Source organism: Vibrio gallicus (genome assembly GCF_024346875.1).
In the GTDB taxonomy this organism is placed as follows: domain Bacteria; phylum Pseudomonadota; class Gammaproteobacteria; order Enterobacterales; family Vibrionaceae; genus Vibrio; species Vibrio gallicus.
Genome location: NZ_AP024872.1, coordinates 944,105 through 970,056, shown reverse-complemented (window position 1 = coordinate 970,056; position 25,952 = coordinate 944,105). Strand labels below are relative to the sequence as shown.

The following is a 25,952-nucleotide window of genomic DNA, read 5'->3' as shown; positions in this document are numbered from 1 at the left end:
GCATCTGTGGTTGCTCGGAGTTTGTTTTGTTCTATGTATTTTGCTTGAGCCCGAGTGTCTACAGATCCCCGCCTTCGCGGGAAGGACGTGGGGGGCGGAATCGGTGTGGCGATGAGTCGATGTAGCGCCACACTCAACCTCGTCATGCCGGTGATGTTTTAGGCCGGCATCTGTGGTTGCTCGGTGTTATCAACCGCTCACTCTAACGCTATAATTTACAATGTAAATTCTTCGGAGTATGTTGATTATATAGAGTTAAACTAAAATGGGTTAGGGACGAATTATGAGATGGGAAGATCAGCAAAAATACGCACTTGTTGTTCAAGGTGGTGGACAAAAGGGCGTATTTGCTGCGGGGGTCTTAGACGCCTTTCACTCTGCAGAATTTGACCCTTTTTCGCTGTATTTAGGCACTTCTGCTGGGGCGTTGAATGTCTCTTCGTTTGTGACAAAGCAGAGAGGTTTAGGTTTGGATTTTATTCTTAACTATACCACCAAAAATCGCTTTTTCGACTTTAATAAACTCGTTACGAAACAGCAACCAATGGATCTAGATTGGGCCTTTCAGTTTGTTCATAGTGGTGAATTTCCCCTTGATATTAAGAGGGGGGCACAGTGCCTTGGGAGTGAAAGAGAAGCATTGGCGTGTGTTACCCATGTCGAAGAGATGAAGGACTATTATTTTCCAATCTTCTCAGAAAATTGGTTTGATGTACTGCGAGCGACCTGCGCTATTCCGTTACTCTATAACAATGATATTGAGATTGATGGCGCAAAATGGGTTGATGGCGGAGTATCAGCGACTATCCCTGTGCAAGAAGCCTATCGTCGGGGTATTAAGCATATGGTCGTGATTACCACCGAGCCTATTATTGGACATCACAGTACTTCATTTATGCCGGTTGCCAGTGAACCCTTTGAAAAAATAAAAGCGGAATGGCACAAGGGTATTGATGGTTATTTACAACGCATTGCCCCGGTTGCTTCCAATGATTCAATAAAACAACTGGGTGGGCTCATTGCTGACCGAGTGCACAAGATGAAGGCCGATTCTCATTGGCCAACCTTTAATTCAACGCCTAAGAATTGGTTGCCGAATAGTGAAAAACTCACTGAGCTTTTGATTCAGCAATCACAAAAATGGCGCACCCATACCCCTCGTTCAATGGAAATGCTGTTTTCTCACTATGCCAATCATATGAGTGTCAGTGAATTTATGAATTGTCCGCCTGAAGGTGTGGTTATTCATGAACTAGCCCCAGATAAGCCGTTAAGTTGTAGCGGTTTGATGAGCGGTAAAAGTGACATTCTAGCTGACTATGAAAGAGGGATAATGGTGGGTAAAGATTTCTTAAAGCGCATCCAATCTTAATCCTATTTCATACATATTACTTATTAATACTATTGATTTGATTCATTTTAATGTGAGTATTACTTTATTGAGAGTAACAACATAGTGAGTACTTTCTATGCAATCCTCCATTGATATTGACTGGTGGTTATTGGCTCTATTTAGCTTAACCTTAGCCGGCCCTTTTGCAATTAATCGCTATTTTGGGTTGAGGTTAGGTAAAGATACCGCCATTTCAATACTACGTATGACCATTCAGTTACTGCTGATTGGCCTATATCTTGAGTATTTATTTGAGGTAAACAACCCTTGGATAAACCTAGTATGGCTGGTGGTGATGATTGGAGTGGGAGCGAGTGCCATTGTAGGAAAGGCAAAACTGCCCAAGCAGGTGTTGCTGCTGCCTGTCGCGATAGGCTTAACCCTTGGATTAACACCGATATTGCTTGTGTTGTGTGGGTTAGTGATACAACCCGTTCCTTTTTACAGTACGCAGTATATGATTCCGTTGGCTGGAATGCTGCTTGGAAATTGCTTAAGTAGTAACATTATTGCCTTGCAGAATCTTTATGGCGCGCTCAATGAGAGAAAGAGTGAATATGAGGCGGCAATCGCACTTGCAGCCCCTATTCCCTACGCCACTCGCCCTTTCGTTCAACACGCGATGCGTAAAGCGTTTGCCCCATCACTAGCATCTATGTCAACCATGGGTTTAGTCACTTTACCCGGAATGATGACAGGACAGATATTAGGCGGGGTATCACCAATGATCGCGATTAAATATCAACTGATTATTATGATAGCAATCTTTGTTGTGATGAATCTGTCGGTAACGATAAGCCTACAGTTGAGCTTAAAGCAGGCAATCACTAAGCAAGGGCGTATTGTGGTAAGTTGCGGCGAGTAAATAAGTTTTAGTTCGCGTTCCCGGAATTTGCATCGCAAATATCCGGGAACTGATTTAGGTTATATATCTTATACAATCGTTAGTTGTATAAAATCTTCATCACTGTGTTGTGATATCCGTTTCTACTTTGGTTTCGTTGATATGAAGTGTTTGCGTAGGGAAGGCTATATCCGCATTATTGTCATGAATAATGGCGATAACCTTTAGCATTACATCTTGTTTTACTTCGTGAAACTTGATCCAATCAACGGTTTTGGTGAAGGTGTAGATAAAGAAATCTAACGATGATGGACCAAAGGCATTGAGGTTTACGATCAGTGTCTGATTTGCGTCTATTTCAGGGTGAGACTCTAGCATCGCTTTTACATCGATAATGATCTTATCTACTTGAGTGGAGTCTTGATAGCGCAACCCGATAGTTTCGTAGATACGGCGATTTAGCATGCGTGACGGGTTTTCCACAACGATATTACTGAATACCGAATTAGGTACGTAGATCGGCCTTTTATCAAAGGTACGAATCATGGTCATGCGCCAACCGATACGCTCAACTGTTCCCTCTATATTGCGGTCAGGGGAGCGGATCCAATGCCCAACTTTGAAGGGGCGGTCGAAGTAGATCATCATGCCACCAAAGAAGTTCGAGAGAAGATCTTTCGCGGCAAGACCTGCAATTAAGCCACCAACGCCACCAAAGGTGAGTAAGCCTGATAGGCTTAACCCTAAGGTTTGCATCAGGGTTAAAGACCCAATAATAATCACAATCAAACGTGCAAGCTTGGAGATGGCTTGTACCGTTGTCGGATCGCGTTCTGGCTTGGTCAACACCTCAGCTTCAAGGTTTGAGATAATACGGTACAGCGCCCAAACCACCACAAAGATAATCAGTATCAGTTTTAGGGTGACTAACCAGTCTAATGAGTGCTTAAAATACTCTTGTAGTAATAGCCCAAGTGAGACGGTTCCCGGCCAGCACCAAATCAAGGTACTTATTGGGGAGCGCATGCCGTGCAATACTGCGTTGTCCCAGGTGACCTTGGTTTTTTCTGCGATATGTTCGAGTCGATTGAGTACAATCCGCCAGATGATCCACGCCACCAAGCTTAATCCGGTTATCAATATGATCTCATTAAATAAAGGGCTATCGGTGATCTGAACAAGGCCTTGCCAGTCAGGTAAGGTGTTGGACATAGTTTATTCCTTGATTGAGAAGTCTGGGTTAATTACGCTTGCTACGCAGTGCTGAAGCCATTGTTGTTTATCTGCATTTGAGGCGTTGCTACGCCACAACATACTGATGGTAAAATCATTGACCTCTATCGGCGGCTGACAGCGGGTAAGCCCTTCGGCAATGAAGGGTATCATAGACATTAGCTTTGGCACGATGCAAGTAAGATTGCGCCCTTTAATGAGCTGACCAATAGTCAAAAAGTTTTGCGATAGAACCTGCACGGTTCGGGTTTTATTATAGTGCTTAAGGGCATCATCAACACCGGTTTTCCAACTGCCATCAGGACTGACTAAAGCGTGAGGAAGCTGGCAAAATTGCTCAAGATTTAGTGGGGGTTCAACCCCAGTTGCTGCGGTATCATATAAGCAAACATGGCTTTCTTGGTATAAAGGTTGGGATTCAAACCCCTCGGCTAGCGAAGGAAAGCTTCCGATTGCCAGATCTAATCGCTCTTTTTCTACGACTTCTGCTAGATTGTGTCGATTTACCCTAATAAAGCTTACTTTTGCATTGGGTGCTTTTGCACAAATCTGGTCAAAAATCTGTGGAGCAAACACAAATTCAGCGTAGTCGGTTAGACCTATTTTAAAGCTTCCAGTGTAACTTTGTGCGGTGAACGGTTCGGAATTGAGGATATTGTTTTTAACAATACGGATCACCAGCTGTACATCGCTAGCCAGTTGTAGTGCTCTTTCTGTGGGCTCCATTTTATGACCTTGGCGATGGAACAAGGGGTCATTGAGCATTTGCCTTAGTCTAGCTAGGCTGTGACTCATCGCAGACTGACTAATATGCAACTCATGCGCTGCTTGAGAGACGCTTTGAGTCTTAAGTAAGGCTTGAAAGGCTATCAAGAGATTGAGGTCGATCCCTTTCCAGTTAATATCTGTCACATGTAACCCCGAATCTATTTTGTTCATATAGATTATCAATTCTATCAATTTGAATCATATATGTGTATGGCTTAGTTTATGCAAAGTTTCTTTAATAGGTTTTTGCTAATGTTTTCCATTTTTAAGATCTTTTTTGCGTTGGGGTGGGTCAGTTTCGGTGGACCTGCTGCCCATATTGGCTATTTTCGTAAAACCTTTGTTGAGCAAAGGGAGTGGCTCAGTGATGAAGAGTATGCCCAACTAGTCGCTTTGAGTCAGTTTCTTCCAGGCCCTGGTTCGAGTCAGGTTGGTTTTGCATTGGGCTATAAGAAAGGCGGGATAGCCGGTGCGTGCGCGGCATTTCTTGGATTTACCTTGCCCTCTATCATTTTAATGATTGCACTGGCAGTGCTAAGTAGCAGTTTGCTGGAGACGTCACTTTTTATTGGTGTAATACACGCTCTTAAATTGCTAGCGGTAGTCGTGGTGGCAGATGCTATCGTGGGGATGTACCGAAGCTTTTGTCAAACCAAGCAAACCATAGGGCTATGTATGATGGTCGCGGTGTGTATGCTGCTATTTGGCGGAATTGGGGCACAGGTTATCGCATTGCTAAGCTGCGCTATGGTAGGTGCTTTTTGGTTTAAGCCTCACAATAGCGACAGCCCTCAAAAGAAGGTTAGGTTGCAGTTAGCGCCTCTGTTCATATTTGTAGGCATCTTATTATTGGGCTCCGCATTTGCTTCTCAAGGGACTATCGCTAACTTGTTCCACGAGTTTTTCTATGTGGGATCTTTGGTGTTTGGTGGGGGACATGTAGTACTGCCTCTTTTACAAAACCTGATTGGCGATCAGTTAACTACAGATAGCTTTTTAACCGGGTATGCGGCGGCTCAAGCTGTTCCGGGGCCGATGTTTACCTTTGCCACATACTTGGGTTATGAACTGTATCCTCAGCAACCTATTGTGGGTGCGATTGTGGCTACCTTTGCTGTTTTTCTACCGGGTTTTCTATTGGTTCTAAGCGTTATCCATAACTGGAAAGCCGTAGCGAGTATTCCTACGGTTGCTGCTGCGCTAAAAGGGGTAAATGCGGGAGTTGTTGGGTTATTGATCGCAGCCTTATATCAGCCGATATTTGTTAATTCGATTATGAGTGCGCAGGATATGGCTGTAGTCTTGATTGGCTTGTTCTTATTAAAGCAAATGAAGCTGCCTATCGTTGGCCTAGTAGCATGTTTCATTGGTTATGGTGTGGTTTTGTCTCTATTTTAGGCTTATTTTTGGTTCATCGCGGCTTTCCGGGGAAGGCCGCTTTTATCTTCATAAAGAAGTAATCCGTATCTCGGTACCCATAGCCCATTCTTTTGATTAGCTTGATCTTGTTATTAATCCCTTCCAAGGTGCATGTATTTAAATGATACAAAGCTGAAGACACTATCCCATGAAGGTACGGTTTCAGCTTTTTAGCGAAGTTTATGAGCGGTTTTACTCCGCTTTCATGGACTTGCTGCCACCATATTTCCCAAAGGTCTTTGGCTTGTTTTTCCGAGTCGCAGTACCAGAGCTCCTTGAGCTGAGCACCAAGTAAATGGGTCACCATTAAGTCACGGTTAACCGCAAGTATTTCATCCAGGTAACTTTGTTGCTTAGTATTTAAGTTCTCTCTATTTTTCAGTAATACCCAACGTGAGCGCTTGACCCAACGCCGTGCACTTTTGTCATCTTTAAGTTGGTTGGCTTGATCTACTCGAACTCTATCCATAACTTCTCGACCAAACTTAGCGACGACATGAAAAAGGTCATAGACAATACAAGCCTTTGGACAATGAGCTTGAACCTCTAGGTCAAAAGCGGTGTTCATATCCATTGCCACAACTTCGATATTTTGAGCATGCTCTCCAAGCATTTCAAAGAACGGACGTATATCTTTACGACTTCTACCTAGACCAATCCAAAGTACTTGATGCGTTTGTGCATCGGCGATAACAGTGGCGTAACGATGCCCCTTGAATATGGCAAACTCATCCATGACCAGTTGACGCAAACAACCCCAAGGAACCTCAGGTACGACACGCTTCAGACGTTGCTTATCTATTTCTTTGATGGTGTGCCAGTGCACCCCAGTAAGCTCTGAAATGTGTTTGATGGGTAGCAATGGTAATAGATTCTCAATGTAATCAATCAGCCGATTGGTAAGGCGAGAATATGGCTTAACCCAAGAAATAGACTCAGTCTTGATACCACAATTTGAACACCTGATGCGCCGAGTTTGAACGAGTAATTCGACGGGTGTGCCTAGCATCATCGCATCCTTAAGCGTTCGCCACTGAGTGTCATGAATAGAGTCAGAAACTTGACCACAAGAACAGTATGCAGGGGTATCAGGAATTAAGGTGATAGAGATTAATGAATCAGTTTTATAAGACTTTACGATCTGAAAGCCTTCCCAGAACGACGATAGGAAAGTATTATTCGGCATGAAAACGGTAGTTTGTGAAAGGTTGTGTTTGGCGATGTAACCTTACCACTAACTACCGTTTTTGTTTTCAGTTCCCACTAATCCGCGATGAACCTTATTTTTAGCCTTGTAGGGTATCGTGTTCTACAAGGCTAATTATCGACAGCAGTTAGTCTTGTTTAGCCAAATTTTGACTTAATATCAGGGCCATAGCCAAACCGATTACCACATAGAAGATACCTAATTCTGCCTGATCTGATACCCAGCTTCCCACTAGATAACTACCAAAAAATCCCGCCAAACACATTTGGATAGAGCCTGCTAAAGCCGAAACGGAGCCGGCATCTTTTTTATGTGGCTTGAGTAGCATGCTGATCGAAAGTGGAAAGGCGAGCCCTTGAGCAACCGCTATCCATGTAAATGACCATATTAAGTTAAAGATGCTAAACGGGGTTAGTAGTAACCAGCAGCCAGCAAAAATAAACAAACAGATATTTAGTCCGAGCAGTTGGCGGGTACTAAAGCGTCTATTCAATATGTTTAACAAAATACTGCCACACAATAACCCAAGCGATGGAATGATCATCACGCCACCATAATCTGCGGCATTCATACCGAGTTGATGTTGGATAAGGTAGGGCATTAAAGAAAGAGAAACCAGCGCCGCTAAGTAGCTAAGCCAGTTGTAGGATGCACTGCTGATAACTTGCGGATTCTGAATTAGTTCAAGGTACTTTTTGGCAACATGACGCAGTTGAAAGCGCTTTTTAGGATAGGGTAAGGTCTCAGGTAACACCCACCATCCGACGATAAAAATGGTCACTAGATAGGCTAATACAAATACAAAGACAGCCTGCCACCCGAGATGAAATGCAATCCATCCGCCCAACACCGGAGAGACTATCGGTAAGATAGAGGCAGTAATAGATAGGTATGATAACGCCTTGGTTAATTGTCCACCATCATAGCTGTCACGTAAGATACTGCGTCCTAAAACAGAAGCACTGCCCGCGCCTAACCCCTGAATAAGTCGACCTGTATCCAATGCCCAAATGGTATCGGCGAAACATACACAAAGCAGTGTACCGAGTAGGTAGATAACCTGACCTAGCAAAAATACTGGTTTGCGTCCGATTGCATCAGATAAGGGACCATAAAAAAGCTGTGATAAGCCAAAGCCAACCAAAAACAGGGTTACTATCGATTGTAAATCTGTTTTAGAGATTCCTAAATCTTGACTAATTAAAGGGAGGGAAGGTAAGTAAATGCTCACACCTACTTGTCCTGTCGCAATGATTAGCATTGCGAGCATAAGGGGAATGAGGCTCATCTTGGATTTTTTTATCATAGATTGAATTCTATATTGATTTTCTTTAGATGATAATTAACCATTTAGGAATTAGATTGTTTCCCAATAGGAACTAATATGGATTGGATTCAGAGTATTCGTAGCTATGTGATGGTTGTTGAAGAGGGAAGCTTTAATGGTGCGGCTAGACGAATGTCGACCACAAGCTCTGCGGTTAGTAAGCGCATACATTGGCTAGAGGATCGAGTTGGCACGCAGCTATTGAAGCGAACTACTCGAAATGTAACGCAAACCGAAGCCGGCGCGTTGTTTTACAAGCGTATGAAACAATCCTTAGCTAACTTTCAATCCATCATTGATGAAACACGCTCGGTTAATGAAGCGCCTGTAGGTCTACTAAGGATTGGTGCGACCTTAGCTGTGGGGGCTAAATTTTTATTGCACTACATTGATGGTTTTTTACAGCTCTATCCCGATATCCGCATTCAATTGATTACCACAGTCCCAGGGCAGTTGCCGGAGATGAGTTTAGACTTGTTTATAAGCAGAGAGATAGAGCAACTCAATTCATTGAGCTTTCGTTCAAAACGGTTATTTGAAGATAAATTCCGTTTTTACGCTGCACCGTCATATCTAGAAAAATATGGTGAACCGAAATCGATAGAGGCGCTACAGCAACACAATATATTGATGTTTAGTGAACAACTACAGCGAGAATTTACCTTGGTTGGAGGAAAGCGTATCTCAGTGTCCGGTAACTTTGCTACAACCAATCCTGAGGCTCTATTCCATGCCGGGAAGAATGGCATGGGGATCTTGCCTACCAACTCAGTAATGATTCAACAAGAGCTGAAACAGGGTATTTTGGTTCCTATTTTGCCTGAAGTTTATATAAAGGATATGGCGATTTATGCGTATTACCCCAAGCTTGATTATGAGCATACCCGTACGCGATTATTTTTGGACTACCTTCAACAGCAGCTATCTCTCAGGAATGAATAGTTAATTTTAGTGTAATTTATTCTTTACAATTCAATGGCATAATTTTTTATGCCAAAAAATTGCGTTTTAATTAACTGAGTGCTTGCAACTGCAGTTTGTCTTAGTTAAGTTGATTTTTTAAGAGACAATTATATTAACTAAGTAGCACTGCTTTTGTTGAAAAACGATATTTATGAGCTGCTGTATGAATCAAAGTAAGGATCATTAGCTATGTATCAAACCGATGACGTCCGTATTAATAAAGTAAAAGCACTGCTGCCACCAATAGCAATTTTAGAGCGTTTTCCAGCAACTGATAACGCTGCAACCACCACTTTTAATTCGCGTAAAGCCATTCATGATATTTTGAACGATAAGGATGACCGTCTATTGGTTGTGGTAGGTCCTTGCTCGATTCACGATACCGAGGCGGCTATAGAATATGGCAAGCGTCTTAAGCAGTTACGCGATGAATTAAGCGATGATCTTGAAGTGGTGATGCGAGTCTACTTTGAGAAACCACGTACAACGGTAGGCTGGAAAGGGCTGATCAATGACCCGTATCTAGACAATACCTATAAGCTTAATGATGGCTTGCGCATGGGACGAAAGCTACTGCTTGATCTAACGGATATGGGGCTACCTACTGCCGGTGAGTTCTTGGATATGATTACTCCACAATACGTAGGTGACCTTATTAGTTGGGGCGCAATTGGTGCTCGTACTACTGAATCTCAGGTTCACCGAGAGCTGGCATCTGGAGTCTCGTGCCCAGTTGGCTTTAAAAATGGCACCGATGGTAATATCAAAGTTGCCACAGACGCTATTCGCTCTGCGGAATCCTCACACCATTTCCTTTCAGTTACCAAGCACGGTCATTCGGCAATTGTGGAGACAGCCGGCAACCCTGACTGCCATATAATTCTGCGTGGTGGTAAAGAGCCAAACTACAGCGAAGAGCATGTAGCCGAAGTAAAATCTAAGCTGGAAGCTTCAGGTCTACGCCAGAAAATAATGATCGATCTAAGCCACTCAAATAGCTCTAAGCAATATCAGCGTCAAATGATAGTTAATGAAAACGTTGCTGGGCAGATTGAATCTGGCGACAAAGCGGTATTTGGTGTGATGATTGAATCGCATCTAGTTTAAGGGAGACAAGACCTTGTAGAAGGCGTTGCTCCAAATTACGGTCAGTCCATTACCGATGCCTGCATTAGCTGGGAAGACACCGAAGTTGCTCTGCGCCGCTTAGCAAAAGCAGTTGCTAAGCGCCGTGAGGGATAATCAGGGGAGTCGTTTCTGAATTGACGTGGTGGTGTCGAGTCGATGTAGCGGTGTAGCGGTGTAGCAGTGCACTCAACGCCGTCATGCCGGTGGTGTTTTAGGCCGGCATCTTTGGTGGTGCGGTATTTATTTTGTTGCTGCGGACTTAGATAGGATTCACGCGTCTACAGATCCCCGCCTGCGCGGGGAGACGTGGTGGTGTCGAATCGATGTAGGTATGTAGGTATGTAGCTATGTAGCAGTGCACTCAACGCCGTCATGCCGGTGGTGTTTTAGGGCGGCATCTGTGGTGGCGCGGTATTTGTTTTGGCGTTGCGGATTTAGTTAGGGTTCACGCGTCTACAGATCCCCGCCTACGCGGGGAAGACGAAAGGGCGCAGTGTACTCAACGCCGTCATGCCGGTGGTGTTTTAAGCCGGCATCTTTAGTGGCACGGTAGTGGTTTTGGTGTTGCGGACTTAGTTAGGGTTCACGCGCCTACAGATCCCCGCCAGCGCGAGGAAGTGGGAACGGAAATGCGGTTCTATAGCGATGAACTATAGAACCGATACACTCTTTATTTACTGTATCCGCATTGCTCTAGCAATTGGACTAATTCATTTTCAGTTTTAGGTTCTGTCGCGAGATTTATCTCGGGAGATGAGCCACCTCTTAACACATAGGCTTTGGTTCCGCAGTGGTCATAGTGATACCACAGTCCATTGACGCATACATCTGTGTAACATCTTGGTAATTTACATTTTGTCCACAAAATTAAACATACAGTTAATCTCAGCCCACTAAAATGACACAGATCAATATAATGGGCGCTATTGTTGGTTGTTTGTTAATTAATGTGTTGTTGGTGTTCTGGGGTTTTAACGTACTGCGCCTATTTGTTGAAAGTCATAGACTGAGCCTAGGTTAAGAAGCTGAGTTAATTCATCTAGAGCCGTTTGGCTTTCGGTCATTAGACTCGGGTCGATGAGATCTTGGGAATAGACTTGATCTCTATAGTGACGTTCGACCCATTGATTAAGGGTCTCAAACAGAGTGTCATTCATAATTACCGAGCTGTTCATCGCAGCCCTTTCTTGGTCAGATAACACCACACGCAAGCGTAGACACGCAGGCCCACCACCATTTTGCATGCTTTGCTTTAGGTCAAAACAGAGTAATTTGTCTATCCCTCGGCTCTCTGCGATAAGATGGTTTAGATAGTTATTTACGTTAGGGTTTAGCTCACATTCTCGCGGAACCACTAGAGCCGTTTCACCATTTGGCAGTGACAGCAATTGGCTGTTAAACAGATAGCTTGAAATAGCATCTGATATTGCTACTTGTTGCGTTGGAACCTCGATGATGTTTAGCGTCTCACCCATTGCATCAGTGAGTTGTTGATATACTGAGTCTTGGTTTAGAAAAGCCTGCTGGTGACAAAATAAAACATTGCGATTACCCACAGCGATGACATCATTGTGGAATACGCCGGCGTCAATAACCTGTGGATTTTGCTGTGCGTACACAACTTTGTGCTCGTCTAGCCCATGGGTACGAGCAATCGCGCTGCTAGCTTCAAAGGTTTGGCGAGCAGGATATAGCTTAGGTTTGGGAGCATTATTGTCGAACGCCCTTTCGCCATAAACAAAGAAACCTACTCCATGGTCTGCGTAGTTTTGACACAATCGAGTGTGGTTTGCTGCGCCCTCATCACCAAAATAGTTACTCATAGGCAGGGCTTTATGATGTGCAAAGTGGCTTTCATCATTAAACATAGCATGCAGGATACGCCCAGTTTGTTGATGTTCTATAGAGCGATGAAACTTATTGACCAGATTGGCAGGGGTAAAATGCAGTCGACCATCTTTGGTATCACTACTTGGTGAAACTGTAGCGGCATTTGCCGTCCACATGCTGGAGGCGGAACTACAGGCAGCCAGTAGGGCTGGGGAGTGCTTAGCTGCATTCTTTAATACGTTAGCGTCAGTGCCCGAAAACCCAAGCTCTCGTAGTTGACCTAAGTCTGGTCGAGATAGAGGAGCTATAACTCCTTGTACCATGCCCAAGTCATGTAGGGTTTTCATTTTCTTTAAGCCTTCCTTTGCGGCAAGCTTAGGATTTGCAGCCTTGGTTTTGTTGCTTAAGGAAGCGAGATTGCCCCCTGATAAGCCAGCGTAGTTATGAGTTGGTCCAACTAGTCCATCGAAGTTTGCTTCTACGTACGATAGTGGGTGATTCATTGTGATTCCTTAAACATGAACTATTCGGCGGCGATTGCTGAAATAAAGAGTGGGGCTACGGCGGCGATATCACCTTGTTTTAGCTGTAACGTGTCTGCGATATAAGCGTTTAGATAGAGGCTATCATTGATGATCTGAGCATGCTTAGTTGCTAATGCTCGGAAGTTTTTGATCTTTCCATTGCTGAGCATTAACGGGTTACTCGAATATAAGCGCTGTGTATCATCGACGACGACGGTCAGACGTCGCTGCTCGCGAACAGAGCGGATATCACCAACTTGGGCTTCAAGCATTGGGCCTGCGTCAAATATGTCTACGTAATGGTTGAATCTAAATCCTTCCGACTCTAAGAGCTTTCTTGCGGGTAGGGTATGCGGGTGGGTATGCCCAATAACCTGTTGTGCATCTGAAGGTAACAAATTGGTATATATAGGGTTTTTAGGCATGAGTTCTGCGATAAAAACCTTGTCATGCATAGACAATTTGTCTGCGGTTGCAAAATCTAGATTGAAGAAATGACGCCCTAATCCTTCCCAAAAAGGAGAGCTACCCTCTTGGTCACTGAATCCTCTCATTTCAGCAATAACCGTTGAATCAAACCTGTGTTGATTTTGTCCCATGAATAAGAAGCGACTTTTTGAGAGTAAATGCCCGTTAAACCCTTTACGCGCTTCAGGAAGTAGAAAAAGGGTACACATTTCAGTACATCCGGTATGAAAGTTACTGAGGCTTAAGGTTTGCACCTTACTGTATACGTTGAGCTCACGAGAGGCGTGAACCGTGGTATCGAGGTGATAGCTATAAAAAGGGTCACTAAGGCCGACGCCTGCTTGTATAGCGCAGGTGCCTACTAGTCGGTCTTGTTCTAAATCTTCTGCTACAAAAAGGTAGTAGCCATCTTCTAGCGGCTCACCACTCTCAAAGGCAGCGCAACCGGATGCGATCATATCTTCAATGCGTCGCGGGCAATCTTGCATAGAGGTGAAACCAGTGCCAGTCTGTTTGGCAAGCTCGGTGAGTCCTTCACGGTCGTTCTCTGTTATAGGGCGTATTATCAGCATTATCCCTGAGTCCTGTATAAAATCCTTTGCCTCAAAATACAGACATAGACATGCTTATCAAGGGCAGTAAACCCTATAAGGTGGAGGATGTTTCTATTTGGAATTGCATTTATGCATTACGAGTCAATAAATATGCTAAAAAGTGCGTATTGTGTGTAAGGTAATCTAGGAGCAGAGTGACTAATTATTAAGGGAATGAACTAATGAACTATAGCAGCGTTGATTGTTAGTTTTGTGACGATGCGCACTAATAAACACTTGGCGAAAAATAGAAAAACGGCTACTCAAAAGAGTAGCCGTAATTGTTTTATTTAGGCTTGCTCACCAATAAATCCACCGGTTTGGTGGGCCCATAGCTGAGCATAGATGCCTTTTTGGGCGATAAGTTCTTGATGGGAACCCTGTTCTATGATGTTGCCTTTGTCGAGTACGATAAGGCGATCCATTGCCGCTATTGTCGATAGTCGGTGTGCGATGGCAATAACCGTTTTACCTTCCATCAATTCGTTTAAAGATTCTTGGATAGCCGCTTCAACCTCAGAATCAAGGGCTGAGGTGGCTTCATCTAATACCAATATTGGCGCATCTTTTAGTAGTACTCGAGAAATTGCGACTCGTTGTCTTTGGCCACCAGAAAGCTTAACCCCACGCTCCCCAACTTGAGCGTCGTAACCAGTATTACCAAATGGGTCGGTTAGAGTTTCAATAAATTCGTGCGCATGTGCTTGAGTTGTTGCCGCTATTAATTGCTCGTCGGTAGCGTCAGGGTTGCCGTAGAGTATGTTGTCTCGGATAGAACGATGCAATAAAGAGGTGTCTTGGGTCACCATACCGATTTTGCTGCGTAGAGAATCTTGAGTAACGTCTGAGATTCCCTGACCATCAATTTTGATCTTGCCTGCTTCCACATCATGAAAGCGTAACAGTAGATTTACTAGAGTCGATTTACCTGCGCCGGAGCGACCTACTAATCCAACTTTTTCACCAGGCTTAATCTCTAGATCCAAATGATTTATAACGCCTTTATTTTCGCCATAGTTGAAGCTTACATCTTCAAATTTAATGCCGCCTTGGGAAACTTGAATCGGTTTAGCATCTTTTTTATCTTGGATATCTACGGGTTTAGAAAGGGTCGACATACCATCAATTGTGGTTCCCATATTTTCAAAAAGAGCACCAACTTCCCACATAATCCACATTGACATACCGTTTAGGCGAAGCGCTAAACTGATCGCAATCGCAATGGCGCCCACGGATACGGCGTTGTCCATCCATAGCATGATTGAGATAGCAGCTATAGCAAATACGAGAATATAGTTGACGATCTCGACTGTGACATTAAACCCAGTCACAAGGCGCATCTGGCGATAAACCGTATCAAGAAAGCCTTTCATGCCTTGCTCAGCATATTCCGTTTCTCGCTGGCTATGAGAGAACAGCTTTACTGTGCTGATATTGGTATAGCTATCAACAAAACGACCCGTCATGGTAGAGCGAGCATTGGCTTGTTCTGAGGAGACCGCTTTAAGCTTAGGAACAAAGTAAACTTGAATAGCAATATACGCCAGCAACCACACTAGCATAGGTAACATTAGGCGATAATCTGCTTGAGCTAGTAAAACGATAATCGAAGTAAAGTAAACACAGACATAAACGAAAACATCTAAGGTTTTCATAACCGTCTCACGTACCGATAGTGATGTTTGCATTACCTTGGTTGCGATTCGGCCCGCAAAGTCGTCTTGGTAAAAGGTCACGCTTTGTTTTAATAGGTATCTATGTGCCATCCATCGAATCGACATAGGATAGTTACCCAGTAGGGTCTGATGTTGTATGAGTGAGTGAGCGGTTACTAATATAGGCATAACAACCAGCAGCAGTACTCCATAGACTATAAGGGTGCTTGAGTTGTCATGTAAGAAAGTAGTTGGATCACTACTTCCGAGCCAATCGACAAGTTGCCCCATCATGCCAAATAAGGATACCTCTACGATGGCAACAACAGTGCTAAGTAGAGCCATTAGCAGTAAGGGTTTTTCAAAGCCTTTCGTATAATAGCGACAGAAGGCAAACATTGTTGTCGGTGGCTGTTCGGGCTCTTGTTTAGGGAAGGCTTTAGTGAACCCTTCGAAAATTTTATACATACTATTTTCCAAAATGATAAAACGACTCATCCCTGCTAGGCAGGGATGAGTATAGATACATGCTTGTCGCGTAAAGTATTATTACAGCTTACAGCACATTCATAGTGGTTTGGTTTCTGCCGTTATGCTTACTTTTCTCTACGGCTTGTTGCGAGAGGCGCAGTGATTTATCAACATCATCATGGATATAACTGACACCTACGCTGGCAGTGAAAGATATGGTGCTATCCATATAAACGAACGAAAATGCTTCAATTGCTTTACGTATTTCTTCTGCCACTTCTAGGGCATGGTTATGGCTGGAAGCTTTGATTAGTACGCTGAATTCATCACTTCCAATGCGTGCTCGACATAGGCTATTTAATGCGACTACATCAATTAGGTCAGAAACTGAAATAATGATTTGATCGCCACATAGATAACCATGTTTGTAGTTGATATCTCTCAAGTTATCAATATTAAGCGTAATAAGGTAGCGATTGGACTGTTCGAGATTGTCGTGAATACGCGCCCGCATCGTCAGCAGGTTATTTTGTCCGGTTAGCGTATCTTGCAAATAAATTTGTTCATTGAGTAATACGTTGCAGATCGTACTTTCAATGTAGGTTTTTAGTAGATTAATCAAGCCTGCGCTCGTTGAAAAACTGCGCTCTACAAAAATTACTCCAATCAAGTGTCCTCGGCCAAAAAGAGGCACCCTGAAATAGCGATTGTTAAACTGAAGCTTTTTAGCAAGTACGTCATCATTGATTGATCTATAGTATTGGGTATTGTTGCGAGCCGTTTGCATCGCGTATTGTTTATCTATGAGTATTGCTTGCTTATTGCCATTAAAATCAACCTTAAAGAAACTGCATGATTCGTGTTCAAACAGGCACAGTTGGACTCGCTTTGAGGTGCAGAACTTATTAAATATCAGTAAGGCTTGGTTCTTGGCCTCCAATACATTCATTGATTTTGAGAGAAGACGTAGCTCTTTTCTCAGATTTTGAATCAAATAATGAATTGCAAAGATTATAAAAATCAGAGTAATAGATACAAAAAATATCAGAAAGTGAACATAGGTATAAGCCACAATATCTGAGCGTAATGCGCCTGAAACAAACACCCAATTAAAATCGTTATAGGCGTTGTATTCAGCTATTTTATATTGGTCTTCAAAGTAGTAGCTAATTCGACCCACAAGCTCGTTGTGTTTCAAGCGGTCAATAAGCTCGTCATTATAAATTGTTGCTGTGTGGCCTACTCGGTTGGGATGGGGGTGAAATAAAATTTGTCCCGAATCTCTATCAAAAATAAAGACAAAACCAAGGTCTAGCGTTCGAATATCGATAAATAGCTGCGTCATATACAGCAAATCAAACTCTATATAATAACTTGGAGCAAGCCCTGTTTGGTCTTGAGTTAATGCAAAAACCCAGCGTCCTGAAAGGTTTTTATACATGTTTGAGAGTTGATAGATATGCTGCCCAATCGTTACTGCGGTCCAGCTAAGATTAGGTAAACTAAAGCTTTTAACTTGATTCCCATTTTGTTCTGCGAGATGAGCTTGCTTTTCAGATATGGCGGTGAGGGTTTGAGTATCGAACCTAATAATATCAGCAAAGTTCTGGTTACCAGAGATGATCTGGTAAGCGGTCTGGTTTGCTGCTGTATCCCCGCCTTTTTCCCATGCGTTATTAAGCAATTGGAAATTGCTGGTACTGTTTTTCATCTGTTCACGAGCAAGCTTGGTCGCAGTGCGTAGGTTTGCTTGCGCTTGTGTATAGATGTTTTCTTTATTGGTTTGATATTGATGGATACTGGTATATCCGACCAATAGAATCAATCCAATGACGCAGGGCTTGAGGGAGCCAATTAAGAATTTAGGTAAAGACATTGTTATATTATTGGTCTGTCAATTTTACGAGCTCAGCAGGATTACATATTGAGCACTTCTTAGTGGCTGATATTAGTGGATTTTATAGCATGATCAAGAACTGTTTTAATTTATTCTTGGTGACTAGATAATCAAAGGGCGAATTTGGATTAAATAAATGATAATTCCCCTTACAGGCGATGGCCTGTAAGGGGAGTTTTTAGGCTTCCATTGATAGCTGTGTTGCAGGCAGTTGTTTCACTGCGCCCTGTGCTTTTAAAATCGCCATAGATTGCGGTTTTAAAAGCATATCTCGGGATATTTTCCCTTCTCCTGCTTGTGAATAAGCGGTATCACAAACCAGTGTCCAGCGCTCGGTGCCACCATCGGGTATTTTAAAGCGAGCTGGGGTTTGAGATTGGTTGATGAAATAGAGTAACTCTGCACCATCGGTACCGATTCCCAGTTTTAGAGAAACGGCATTGAGTTGGTTCCAGTCATCCATTTCCATTAACTGACCGTCGGGTCTATGCCAGCTAACACGGTTGTCATTTCTGGTTTCACCACTAAAGGCATTAATAAACGGCACCATATGCTCCTGGCGAGCGGCGACCATTTGTGCGAGCCACTTCTTAAAATCGAGGCTGTGGTGATCCAATTCCCAATCTAGCCAGCTCAGCTCATTGTCTTGGCAGTAGGCATTATTGTTACCACCTTGAGAATGCGATAGAACATCGGAGGTGAGGATGTGTGGGATACTAAATGAAAACAGCAGAGAGCTCATGAAGTTACGCTTACGTTTTTCGCGCAACATTCGAATCTCTGTACTCTCGGTGTCCCCTTCGGTTCCCAGGTTATCAGAGCGGTTGTCACCATGACCATCATGGTTGTTTTCGCCATTGGCTTCATTGTGCTTCAATTTGTAAGACACGAGGTCTTGCATCGTAAAGCCATCGTGATACGTAATATAGTTAACTGTTAGCTTGTGGGGCCAGCGACTGGCACTGTAGATATCGCGTGAACCCATAATGCGGGTTGCGAATTCTTTTAAAAACCCTTGGTCACCACGCCAGAAGCTGCGCGTAATATCTCGAAATTTATCATTACATTCGTTCCAACCGTCAGGGAAGTTGCCAACTTGATAGCCGTTAGGGCCAATATCCCATGGCTCAGCAATAAGCTTTACCTGTTTTAGCGTTGGATCTTGAGCGATGGCCTTGAAAAACGCGGCTTCACGATTAAAGTCATCGCCATTTCTACCTAAGGTTGCTGCGAGATCGAAGCGAAAGCCATCAACTTTGAATTCCGTTACCCAATAACGCAACGTATCCATCACTAGATTGAGTGCCGGCTGATAGTTTAGATCTATGGTATTACCACATCCTGTGAAGTTAGCGTAATGGCAACCGTGTTTTAGGTAATAGTCGTTATCTAATAATTTGAGGTTAAAGACTAAACCGCCATTCCCACCTTCTGCAGTATGGTTATAGACGACATCTAAAATTACCTCAATATTATGCTTATGTAGCTCACGAATCGTCGTTTTGAGTTCGTGTACCGCATCGAGTTGTGCATAACGAGGGTCTGGAGCCATAAATACATAAGGGTTATAGCCCCAGTAATTCACCTTGTTCATTTCGAGTAGGTGAGGCTCATGCATACATGCAGCGATAGGTAAAAGTTGCAGACAGTTAATGTTCTGCTCTTTATAGAACTCGAGCATCTGTTCGCTGATGAGGCCCAGATAGGTTCCTCGGTCTTGAATTGGGATCTGTTGATTAAGTTTAGTTGAACCCTTGACGTGGGTTTCAAACAGTACCATTTCAGAGCGTGGAATACGCGGGTATTCAGAGTCTTGCCAGTCAAATTTGCCTGAAATAACCACAGATTTAGGCATTAACCAGCTTTTCTCGGCTGTAAATGGCGCCTCATAGTGTAAAGGAGCACTGAGGGCCTTAGCGTAAGGGTCCGATAATAAGTACTGTTGATTGTTTTCATCAGTAACCGTATACCCATACTTCTGACCGGCTTTTACGCCGTTGATATAGATATGACGAATATCACCAAAGTGCTCTGTCATTGGGTAGGTTTTGAATTGTCCATTTTCATCAAATAGCACCAACGCAATACCGGAGCGGTTGGGTGCATGAATTGAGAAGTTACATCCACTTGTATCTAACTCGGCACCCAGCGGATAAGGGCGAGATCGTTTAATAATCATTCTAATAGGTGTTCTTTTTATATTAATCTTGAATGCTTTTGCTTACGTTAAAAGGTTTAATGAGTTAACGCAATAGCCTTTCTGCGTCATGTCACAAAAATGTAAATTCTCTGATTTCATATCAAAATGGGTTGAACTTTTTAAACATCGATCGAGATCTTCTTTTGCAGATACCTACCCGAGATCAATCTCATAAAAAAACAGGAAAATACACCTTGTTTATGTGATCTCATACCTAAAGTACGCCTAGTACGCCTTTTCTACACCCTACTACTCCCCCTAGGTAAAAAAAATCAAGGGGCAGGCACAGATATGCTTCTAGTCATAAGATTTTCACATCGATAAGGCCCAAGCGAATTCTAATTGCTCTTAATCGATAGCAAGTATGAAGCGATTCCATATCGGAACGGAACGTCTCTAGCTCTGCCTTACTTAAAAATATAATGTTGTCGGGAGTTGACAGGATAATGAAAAAACTAAATATACTCACAGCAGCGGTAGCAACCGCATTGCTTTCTACTTCTGCTCTAGCAGTTGATTTCAATGGTTATATGCGTGCTGGCACTGGTATTAGTGGTAACAGCGGTTCAGACGTATCAGTAAATAAAAACGGTGTTGGTCGTCTAGGTAACGAGAACGATAACTACTCTGAGTTTGGTCTTGCACAAGATCTTAAAACTGGTGAAGTTAACTGGCGCATCGAGTCAATGATTGCTTCTAGCGCTCCAGGTGCAAACGGTTGGGAAGACGGTGACTTCAACGTTGCACAGTTTGCTGTTAAAGCAAAAGGCGCTCTAGCATTTGACCGTAGTGCAACGCTTTGGGCTGGTAAAACTTACTACCAACGTAAAGACATCCACATTACTGACTTCTACTACCTAAACACATCAGGTACTGGTGGTGGTATTGAAAACATCTCTATTGGTGATACTAAGCTTTCTGTAGCACTTGTCCAAGATGGTGATAATACTACAGATCCTACAGATGCTGATGCACCAAAAAGTGATTCTTCTGGCTTCATCCTTGATGCACGTCTAGCAAACATCGGTCTTTGGTCTGATGCTAACCTAGAAGTCGCGCTTGCATACAACTTCGCAGTAGATAAAGATTCTGGTGTATCTGAGCAAGCTGATGATGGCCTACTAGCTACATTGATTCTTCAACAAGGTCTAAGCAATGGCTTCAACCAAACTGTATTCCAATATGGTACAGCTGGTTACGGTGTTCAGGCTGCTAACTTCTGGGGTTCAGGTTCTTACTACGCTCGTGGTACAGACCAATTTAATGATTCTACGGGTTACCGTCTATTGAACTGGGGTGTTATCTCAATGGGCGACTCTTGGGAAATGGGTCACCAGTTAGCATACCTAGCAGGTCAAGATATTGGTGATGACACTGGTGCTCAGAACGATATCGACCAGTACTCTGTTGTAGTTCGTCCAATGTATAAGTGGGATGATACTATGCGCACCGTACTTGAAGGTGGCTATAATGCAGGTAAACGCTTAGATAATAATGGTGGAACTGAAGACTTCGGTAACGCTAAATTTACAGTTGCTCAAGCTTGGGCAATGGGTAGCAGCTTCTGGGCTCGTCCTGAGATCCGTGTATACGGTTCTTACATCCTAGATACTGAGAATGATGATGCATTCGGTACAGGCAACGATACTGAGTACGTAGTGGGTATCCAAGCAGAAGCTTGGTGGTAAGCGCTCGCAAATTGTGAAAATTTAGGTCTAATTTGTAGCCGGCCACTTGCCGGCTATTTTTATTAGTGTTTTGATTAGTAATGACAGTGTATTGATAAAGCACTAATAAAAATAACAAGGAAAACCAATGAAACTACGCGCCCTATTTTTAAGCTGTTGCGTTGCCCTTACAGGTTGCGCAGCTCAAGAAGTGATGCATCAAAGTGCTCAGCATAGTGCAGTAGCTGCGATTACATCATTGCAAACCGCACAGTTTAAGCTAGATAGTCAATCTACGGTTGCGATTGATGAGGATACTCAAGTTTTGAACAACGGAACTATAGATAGTCCTGTTGTTGCCTTCGATATTCCATCAAATAGGGGACCACTAGATATATCAGTCACCAGTCAAATGGTTGATGATGCATTCTTTTCACCCCAGATTCTATTTGTCACTAAAGATGGGCAAGTTATTGAAAAGTACGATTCATCTGCATTTGAATATCGTCGTCCACGCCTTGCATGGGGTGACCGCCTAGTTGCTGAATTTCGCTTTACACCACCAGTAACGGAAAAGTCAGTCACTATGCTGATTTATACTACTGATGCTGAGCTGAAGAAAACCACTGACCGTATACACCCAGCACGAGCGATGGCTGAAGGCAAAGGTAATTACCTTCCAGAGGTAAAAGATATCCCTACGCCACATGTGAAAACGGGTCGAGTATTGGTTGAAGTCGAGGGTGCTACGTCATCGTTATTCACTACTGACAAAGAAGATGCTGCAACGACCGCACCACATGCCCAGTCTGTTGATGAAGCGACACAAACATATTACCGCAATGCGATTCGTAAGGCAGTAGAACAAGACAACATTCCTAAGGCTCTTAGCTTATTAGATGAGGCGAAAGAGGTAGGTGTTGAAGGTGTTCAACAAGTTTATGTTGACGCTGTTAATTCCAAATCCTAATTGTTTTTCGTACATTTGTTAACTTTTTGCCAGAGCTTATGCTCTGGCTTTTTTTGTTTTATTTTTGCCGTATTTGTTTGTAGGGGTGAGGGGCGGCTCTATGGTCATTTGGATCTATGATCCTATGGAGCGGCGCTATAAGAACCGTAGTTCCTTTAGGCTTTTTTACGCCTCTTTGCTGCGTAGGTGGTGTTTGTGTGAGTTGGGTATAGCGCTATTGAATAAATACTGAGTTATCACAGATGCCGGCTTAAAAGCCTACCGGCATGACGGGAGCGGTGAGAGTGGCGATACATCGGAACACCGATACACCGATACATCGATTCTAGGATTCTTGCTCCTATAGAGCGTCGTTACAAGAACCACATCGACTCACCGGTACATCAGTTGTGACAGGTCTAATACTGAGATATTGAACTATAATACCCTTAGGTAAATGCATATCGTTTTCATGTTTGTATGACAAGTATGGAGCGAATCTTGATAGAAACTTGAATTTCCTTACTTATTTTACTTGTGTAAGGAAACGATGGACGGTGGTTGTGTATGGATACAACAACGGAAATCTTGTATACGGTCGGTGCAATTGCGGTATTTGTAGCCCTATTTTTTTCGATAGGTCGCTTTTTTGCATACCGGGCAGATCGTATCAAGCAAAAAGAGCTAGAAGATCAGCAGTTGCACAAAAACGCTGCTGCAGAACGCGCACGCGCGCACAACCAAACTTTAGCTCTAGCCGATGAGGGGCTCGTATCCGCGCAATTGCAATTAGCTAAAGAAAATGAATCCTCTTCCCCCAAAGAATCCTTGTATTGGTATGAAAGAGCTGCAGAGCTCGATTCAGAACAAGGTATCGTAGGCTTTATCCGTGTGTGTGATAACAATAATTCAGACCTTGTACCACAAGATAAATATAGATACTGGAAAAATGCGCTGGATGCGGCTCAAGGAGATGAGCAAGCAGAATTTGAGCAAGGGCTAGCCTTGTTTGAAGGTTATGGAATTAGGTCAAATATGGATCGTGGCTTAGCTTTGATTGAACATGCGGCCTCGAATCGATGTGTTAGGGCTCAGATGTTTTTAGCTGAATGGTATCGCTCTCCTGAAAACCCTTTAGCTGACGACGATAAAGCGAAGATCTGGAGCGAGAGAGCGGAAGGGCAAATTGAGGATGAACAGAAGTGAGGAGAGAGCGAATCGATGGTTTGAGACTCTCAGTTTGTCATGTGGTTTCTTCTGACAGCTGAAAGTCTTCAGCTGTCAGTGCAACAGGTATGGTGCTTCGTTACTATTCGTAAACCACTTCATCAAGGTATTTTAAGTAAGCATTACGCAATCTAGTCGGGTTGTGCTCAAAATAATCAGGGTTAAGTCTGGTTCTAGAGTAATACTGACGGTCAAGGTTGTGGTAGTTATTAGCCGTTTGCCCTAGGCCGGTATTAAGCTGGTTGTGGGTTTCTCCAACACGGGTTTGAACATTGAAGTTCCATTCACTTGCGCCTCGAACTTGCAGGTAACCGGGTTCCATTTCTCGCCATAAGGTGAGTGGGATAGAAATGTTTAGGGTGACGAATTGTTCACGTTCGCTATTGAGATAAGTGGCATCAAGGCGAGTATCACCTAGCCAATGGCTAGAGGTTGTTTTAACGCCCTGATCTCCTCCCCAGAATTGCCCAGCATCTACCTGTAACTGCCAATTCCATTGCGCTACTGATAGGCGGTAGTGGGCTAATAATGGCGTTCTCTCGATGGAGTTTGAATCTTGATTCGATTCAAAATACCCTGCTTCAAAACCGAAATTATGCATACCAGTAGAGCTATACCACTGTGTTTCGTTTTGGCCACCGTAATAATTACCGCGTACTAAACCTGCACTAAATTGAGTCATAAGATTAGCCGGTAAGCGAAAGGCTTGATGGAACAAAGCTCGGTCTACTTCGTTTTCTAGCGCTTGTGACGCGTAATAGCCGTCTTCATAATCGTCGCTATTCGTGATTGGAAGAATATGGCGAATATCTATAGCAGCGCCTTTCCATAAGGGGGTGTATAGGTTACTGCCGAGTCCAACAGAATAGTCAAAAACACCGTATTCAGTTGCCACTGCATAATTCATAACGGGAGCAAAAATCAGTTCACTATAACCAAATCCATCATTGACGGTTTCATACTGCCATTGGGTTTGTTTCATTTTGGCATTGAGGTTATCGGTAGAGAATTGGGTTTTGGTACATTCTATGGCTTGCGTTAAAAATGTCTTGTAGCAGCCTACATCGCTAGATACCGACAGCATAGGTATCTTGTTTTGCAGCACTATTAACTCGATGTTTTGGGAGGCTTTTGTGTGACCTGGAAGGCTATTAAATATCTCTTGGTTGGTATTGGCCGCAATAATACCAAGGGCGACCCCAACACCATCAATCGGGTTATGGCGGTAGCGTTTGTTTTCTAGTGCAACCACTAACGTACCGAGATCTGAGCCTACTTGTATGTTTACAAAGCCTTCTTGTTTAAGCTTGTTGATAAGTTGAGTTAGGCTGCCTGATTTATTTTGGGTCAGTTGTTGCTTAACTTGTGTTGCGGTATCAGGTTTGATATCGGTGTATTTTTTACGAGTGAGGGTGTCACCAAATAATGGAACTGAAGCATTTACTCCCCACAGAGTTTTGTGTTGCGGCTCATGGCCTGAATAAAGTTGATATTGTGCGGCCACCTGTGCGCCATATGGCAACATCCCCTGTGGGGTCATTATTCGAACCGCAGCGTTTAGCTGTTGAGCATCGTACTCCCCCGCTAATTGCATGAAATCAAAGGGTTGCCATTCAGCACCGGCAAAGGGCCCATCTAAGACCCCTAGGCTCAGATCAGATTGACCATAGCCGCCGCTGAGTCGCAGGTTGAATGGTTCAATTTCGGTATCGGCAACGATGAAATAGGCATCAAAATTACTGGCTGCACCACCGATATCTTGTGCCCCAATGGCTAAATTAAATCCGGTCCAATCTTTAATATAGGGCAGTTGCAGCTTGGCGGTTGCCGATAGGTCACGGATACCGCAGTTTGAATCGAAATAGCCATTGCAGCTATATGTATCGGTAACAATGCGACCACCAGCCTCTAAGTGAGGAAAAACACCAGCGTTTACATACCAGTTATCTAGGTCTGCGATACTGTTGCGATACGGGACTCCTTGCCCATAAAAAATACTGCCTCTTCCGGCTTCCAATACTTGAGCGTTGGGGGTAAAGATAAGCCCACTAAATCCTTGTTGTGAAGGAAATATATCGACCTGAGAAAATGCAGGGTAGCTTAAGCTTGTAAGAAGTGAGAGTGATAGAGCACGAGAAACAGCTATGCGCATCGGAATGTCCATATCCTAGATTGCAAATCAATGAGTA

At 43.4% G+C, this 25,952-nt stretch carries 18 protein-coding genes and 1 pseudogene; 8 read left to right on the top strand and 11 right to left on the bottom strand.

Going from position 1 to position 25,952, the window contains the following annotated elements; genetic code table 11:
* The first annotated feature begins 283 nt into the window (after nucleotides 1-283).
* Complete coding sequence (locus OCU28_RS16080) at nucleotides 284-1,372, top strand: patatin family protein (RefSeq protein WP_261817891.1); 1,089 nt, start codon at nucleotides 284-286, stop codon at nucleotides 1,370-1,372.
* 97 nt (nucleotides 1,373-1,469) lie between these two features.
* Nucleotides 1,470-2,258 carry an ABC transporter permease gene (locus tag OCU28_RS16075; RefSeq protein ID WP_261817890.1) on the top strand — a complete coding sequence of 263 codons (789 nt, stop codon included), beginning with the start codon at nucleotides 1,470-1,472 and terminating at the stop codon, nucleotides 2,256-2,258.
* Nucleotides 2,259-2,357: 99 nt separating this feature from the next.
* On the opposite strand, the gene OCU28_RS16070 is transcribed toward OCU28_RS16075, so the two are convergent.
* Together OCU28_RS16070 and OCU28_RS16065 are read right to left on the bottom strand one after the other, a co-directional pair.
* A complete protein-coding gene (locus OCU28_RS16070) occupies nucleotides 2,358-3,449 on the bottom strand; it encodes a mechanosensitive ion channel family protein (protein ID WP_261817889.1) in 1,092 nt (363 codons plus the stop codon).
* A gap of 3 nt (nucleotides 3,450-3,452) precedes the next feature.
* Entirely contained in the window at nucleotides 3,453-4,409 is a 957-nt protein-coding gene (locus OCU28_RS16065) for a LysR family transcriptional regulator (protein WP_261817888.1), read from the bottom strand.
* Between the two features lie 81 nt (nucleotides 4,410-4,490).
* Between OCU28_RS16065 and chrA the strand changes: the two genes are divergently transcribed.
* A complete protein-coding gene (gene chrA, locus OCU28_RS16060) occupies nucleotides 4,491-5,636 on the top strand; it encodes a chromate efflux transporter (protein WP_261817887.1) in 1,146 nt (381 codons plus the stop codon).
* A gap of 13 nt (nucleotides 5,637-5,649) precedes the next feature.
* Here the strand turns inward: chrA and OCU28_RS16055 are convergent, their stop codons facing one another.
* Together OCU28_RS16055 and OCU28_RS16050 are read right to left on the bottom strand one after the other, a co-directional pair.
* Nucleotides 5,650-6,843, bottom strand: a complete 1,194-nt coding sequence (locus OCU28_RS16055; RefSeq protein WP_261816841.1) for an ISL3 family transposase — start codon at nucleotides 6,841-6,843, stop codon at nucleotides 5,650-5,652.
* Between the two features lie 148 nt (nucleotides 6,844-6,991).
* Nucleotides 6,992-8,167: a multidrug effflux MFS transporter gene (locus OCU28_RS16050; protein ID WP_390623839.1), complete on the bottom strand. Its 1,176-nt coding sequence runs from the start codon at nucleotides 8,165-8,167 to the stop codon at nucleotides 6,992-6,994.
* Nucleotides 8,168-8,248: 81 nt separating this feature from the next.
* Between OCU28_RS16050 and OCU28_RS16045 the strand changes: the two genes are divergently transcribed.
* On the top strand, nucleotides 8,249-9,133 hold the full coding sequence (locus OCU28_RS16045) for a LysR family transcriptional regulator (protein ID WP_261817885.1): 885 nt from the start codon (nucleotides 8,249-8,251) through the stop codon (nucleotides 9,131-9,133).
* A 210-nt stretch (nucleotides 9,134-9,343) separates the two neighbouring features.
* Nucleotides 9,344-10,396 (top strand): annotated as a pseudogene (gene aroG / locus OCU28_RS16040) (3-deoxy-7-phosphoheptulonate synthase AroG).
* Nucleotides 10,397-10,952: 556 nt separating this feature from the next.
* On the opposite strand, the gene OCU28_RS16035 reads toward aroG, so the two are convergent.
* The 6 genes from OCU28_RS16035 to glgX all read right to left on the bottom strand — a co-directional run bounded on the left by OCU28_RS16035 (nucleotide 10,953) and on the right by glgX (nucleotide 19,899).
* Nucleotides 10,953-11,147 (bottom strand): hypothetical protein, encoded by a 195-nt coding sequence (locus OCU28_RS16035; protein WP_261817884.1) that lies wholly within the window; start codon nucleotides 11,145-11,147, stop codon nucleotides 10,953-10,955.
* 106 nt (nucleotides 11,148-11,253) lie between these two features.
* A complete protein-coding gene (astB, locus tag OCU28_RS16030; RefSeq protein ID WP_261817883.1) occupies nucleotides 11,254-12,615 on the bottom strand; it encodes an N-succinylarginine dihydrolase in 1,362 nt (453 codons plus the stop codon).
* 20 nt (nucleotides 12,616-12,635) lie between these two features.
* Complete coding sequence (gene astA / locus OCU28_RS16025; RefSeq protein WP_261817882.1) at nucleotides 12,636-13,676, bottom strand: arginine N-succinyltransferase; 1,041 nt, start codon at nucleotides 13,674-13,676, stop codon at nucleotides 12,636-12,638.
* 311 nt (nucleotides 13,677-13,987) lie between these two features.
* Entirely contained in the window at nucleotides 13,988-15,820 is a 1,833-nt protein-coding gene (locus tag OCU28_RS16020; RefSeq protein ID WP_261817881.1) for an ABC transporter ATP-binding protein, read from the bottom strand.
* 88 nt (nucleotides 15,821-15,908) lie between these two features.
* Complete coding sequence (locus tag OCU28_RS16015; RefSeq protein ID WP_261817880.1) at nucleotides 15,909-17,699, bottom strand: diguanylate cyclase domain-containing protein; 1,791 nt, start codon at nucleotides 17,697-17,699, stop codon at nucleotides 15,909-15,911.
* Between the two features lie 199 nt (nucleotides 17,700-17,898).
* Nucleotides 17,899-19,899, bottom strand: a complete 2,001-nt coding sequence (glgX, locus tag OCU28_RS16010; RefSeq protein WP_261817879.1) for a glycogen debranching protein GlgX — start codon at nucleotides 19,897-19,899, stop codon at nucleotides 17,899-17,901.
* A 467-nt stretch (nucleotides 19,900-20,366) separates the two neighbouring features.
* Between glgX and lamB the strand changes: the two genes are divergently transcribed.
* The 3 genes from lamB to OCU28_RS15995 all read left to right on the top strand — a co-directional run bounded on the left by lamB (nucleotide 20,367) and on the right by OCU28_RS15995 (nucleotide 23,742).
* On the top strand, nucleotides 20,367-21,608 hold the full coding sequence (gene lamB, locus OCU28_RS16005; protein WP_261817878.1) for a maltoporin LamB: 1,242 nt from the start codon (nucleotides 20,367-20,369) through the stop codon (nucleotides 21,606-21,608).
* Between the two features lie 127 nt (nucleotides 21,609-21,735).
* Nucleotides 21,736-22,557, top strand: a complete 822-nt coding sequence (locus OCU28_RS16000; protein WP_261817877.1) for a MalM family protein — start codon at nucleotides 21,736-21,738, stop codon at nucleotides 22,555-22,557.
* Between the two features lie 546 nt (nucleotides 22,558-23,103).
* Nucleotides 23,104-23,742, top strand: a complete 639-nt coding sequence (locus OCU28_RS15995; RefSeq protein WP_261817876.1) for a tetratricopeptide repeat protein — start codon at nucleotides 23,104-23,106, stop codon at nucleotides 23,740-23,742.
* Between the two features lie 103 nt (nucleotides 23,743-23,845).
* Here the strand turns inward: OCU28_RS15995 and OCU28_RS15990 are convergent, their stop codons facing one another.
* Nucleotides 23,846-25,915, bottom strand: coding sequence for a YjbH domain-containing protein (locus OCU28_RS15990; RefSeq protein ID WP_261817875.1), 2,070 nt, complete (start codon nucleotides 25,913-25,915; stop codon nucleotides 23,846-23,848).
* Nucleotides 25,916-25,952 lie beyond the last annotated feature (37 nt).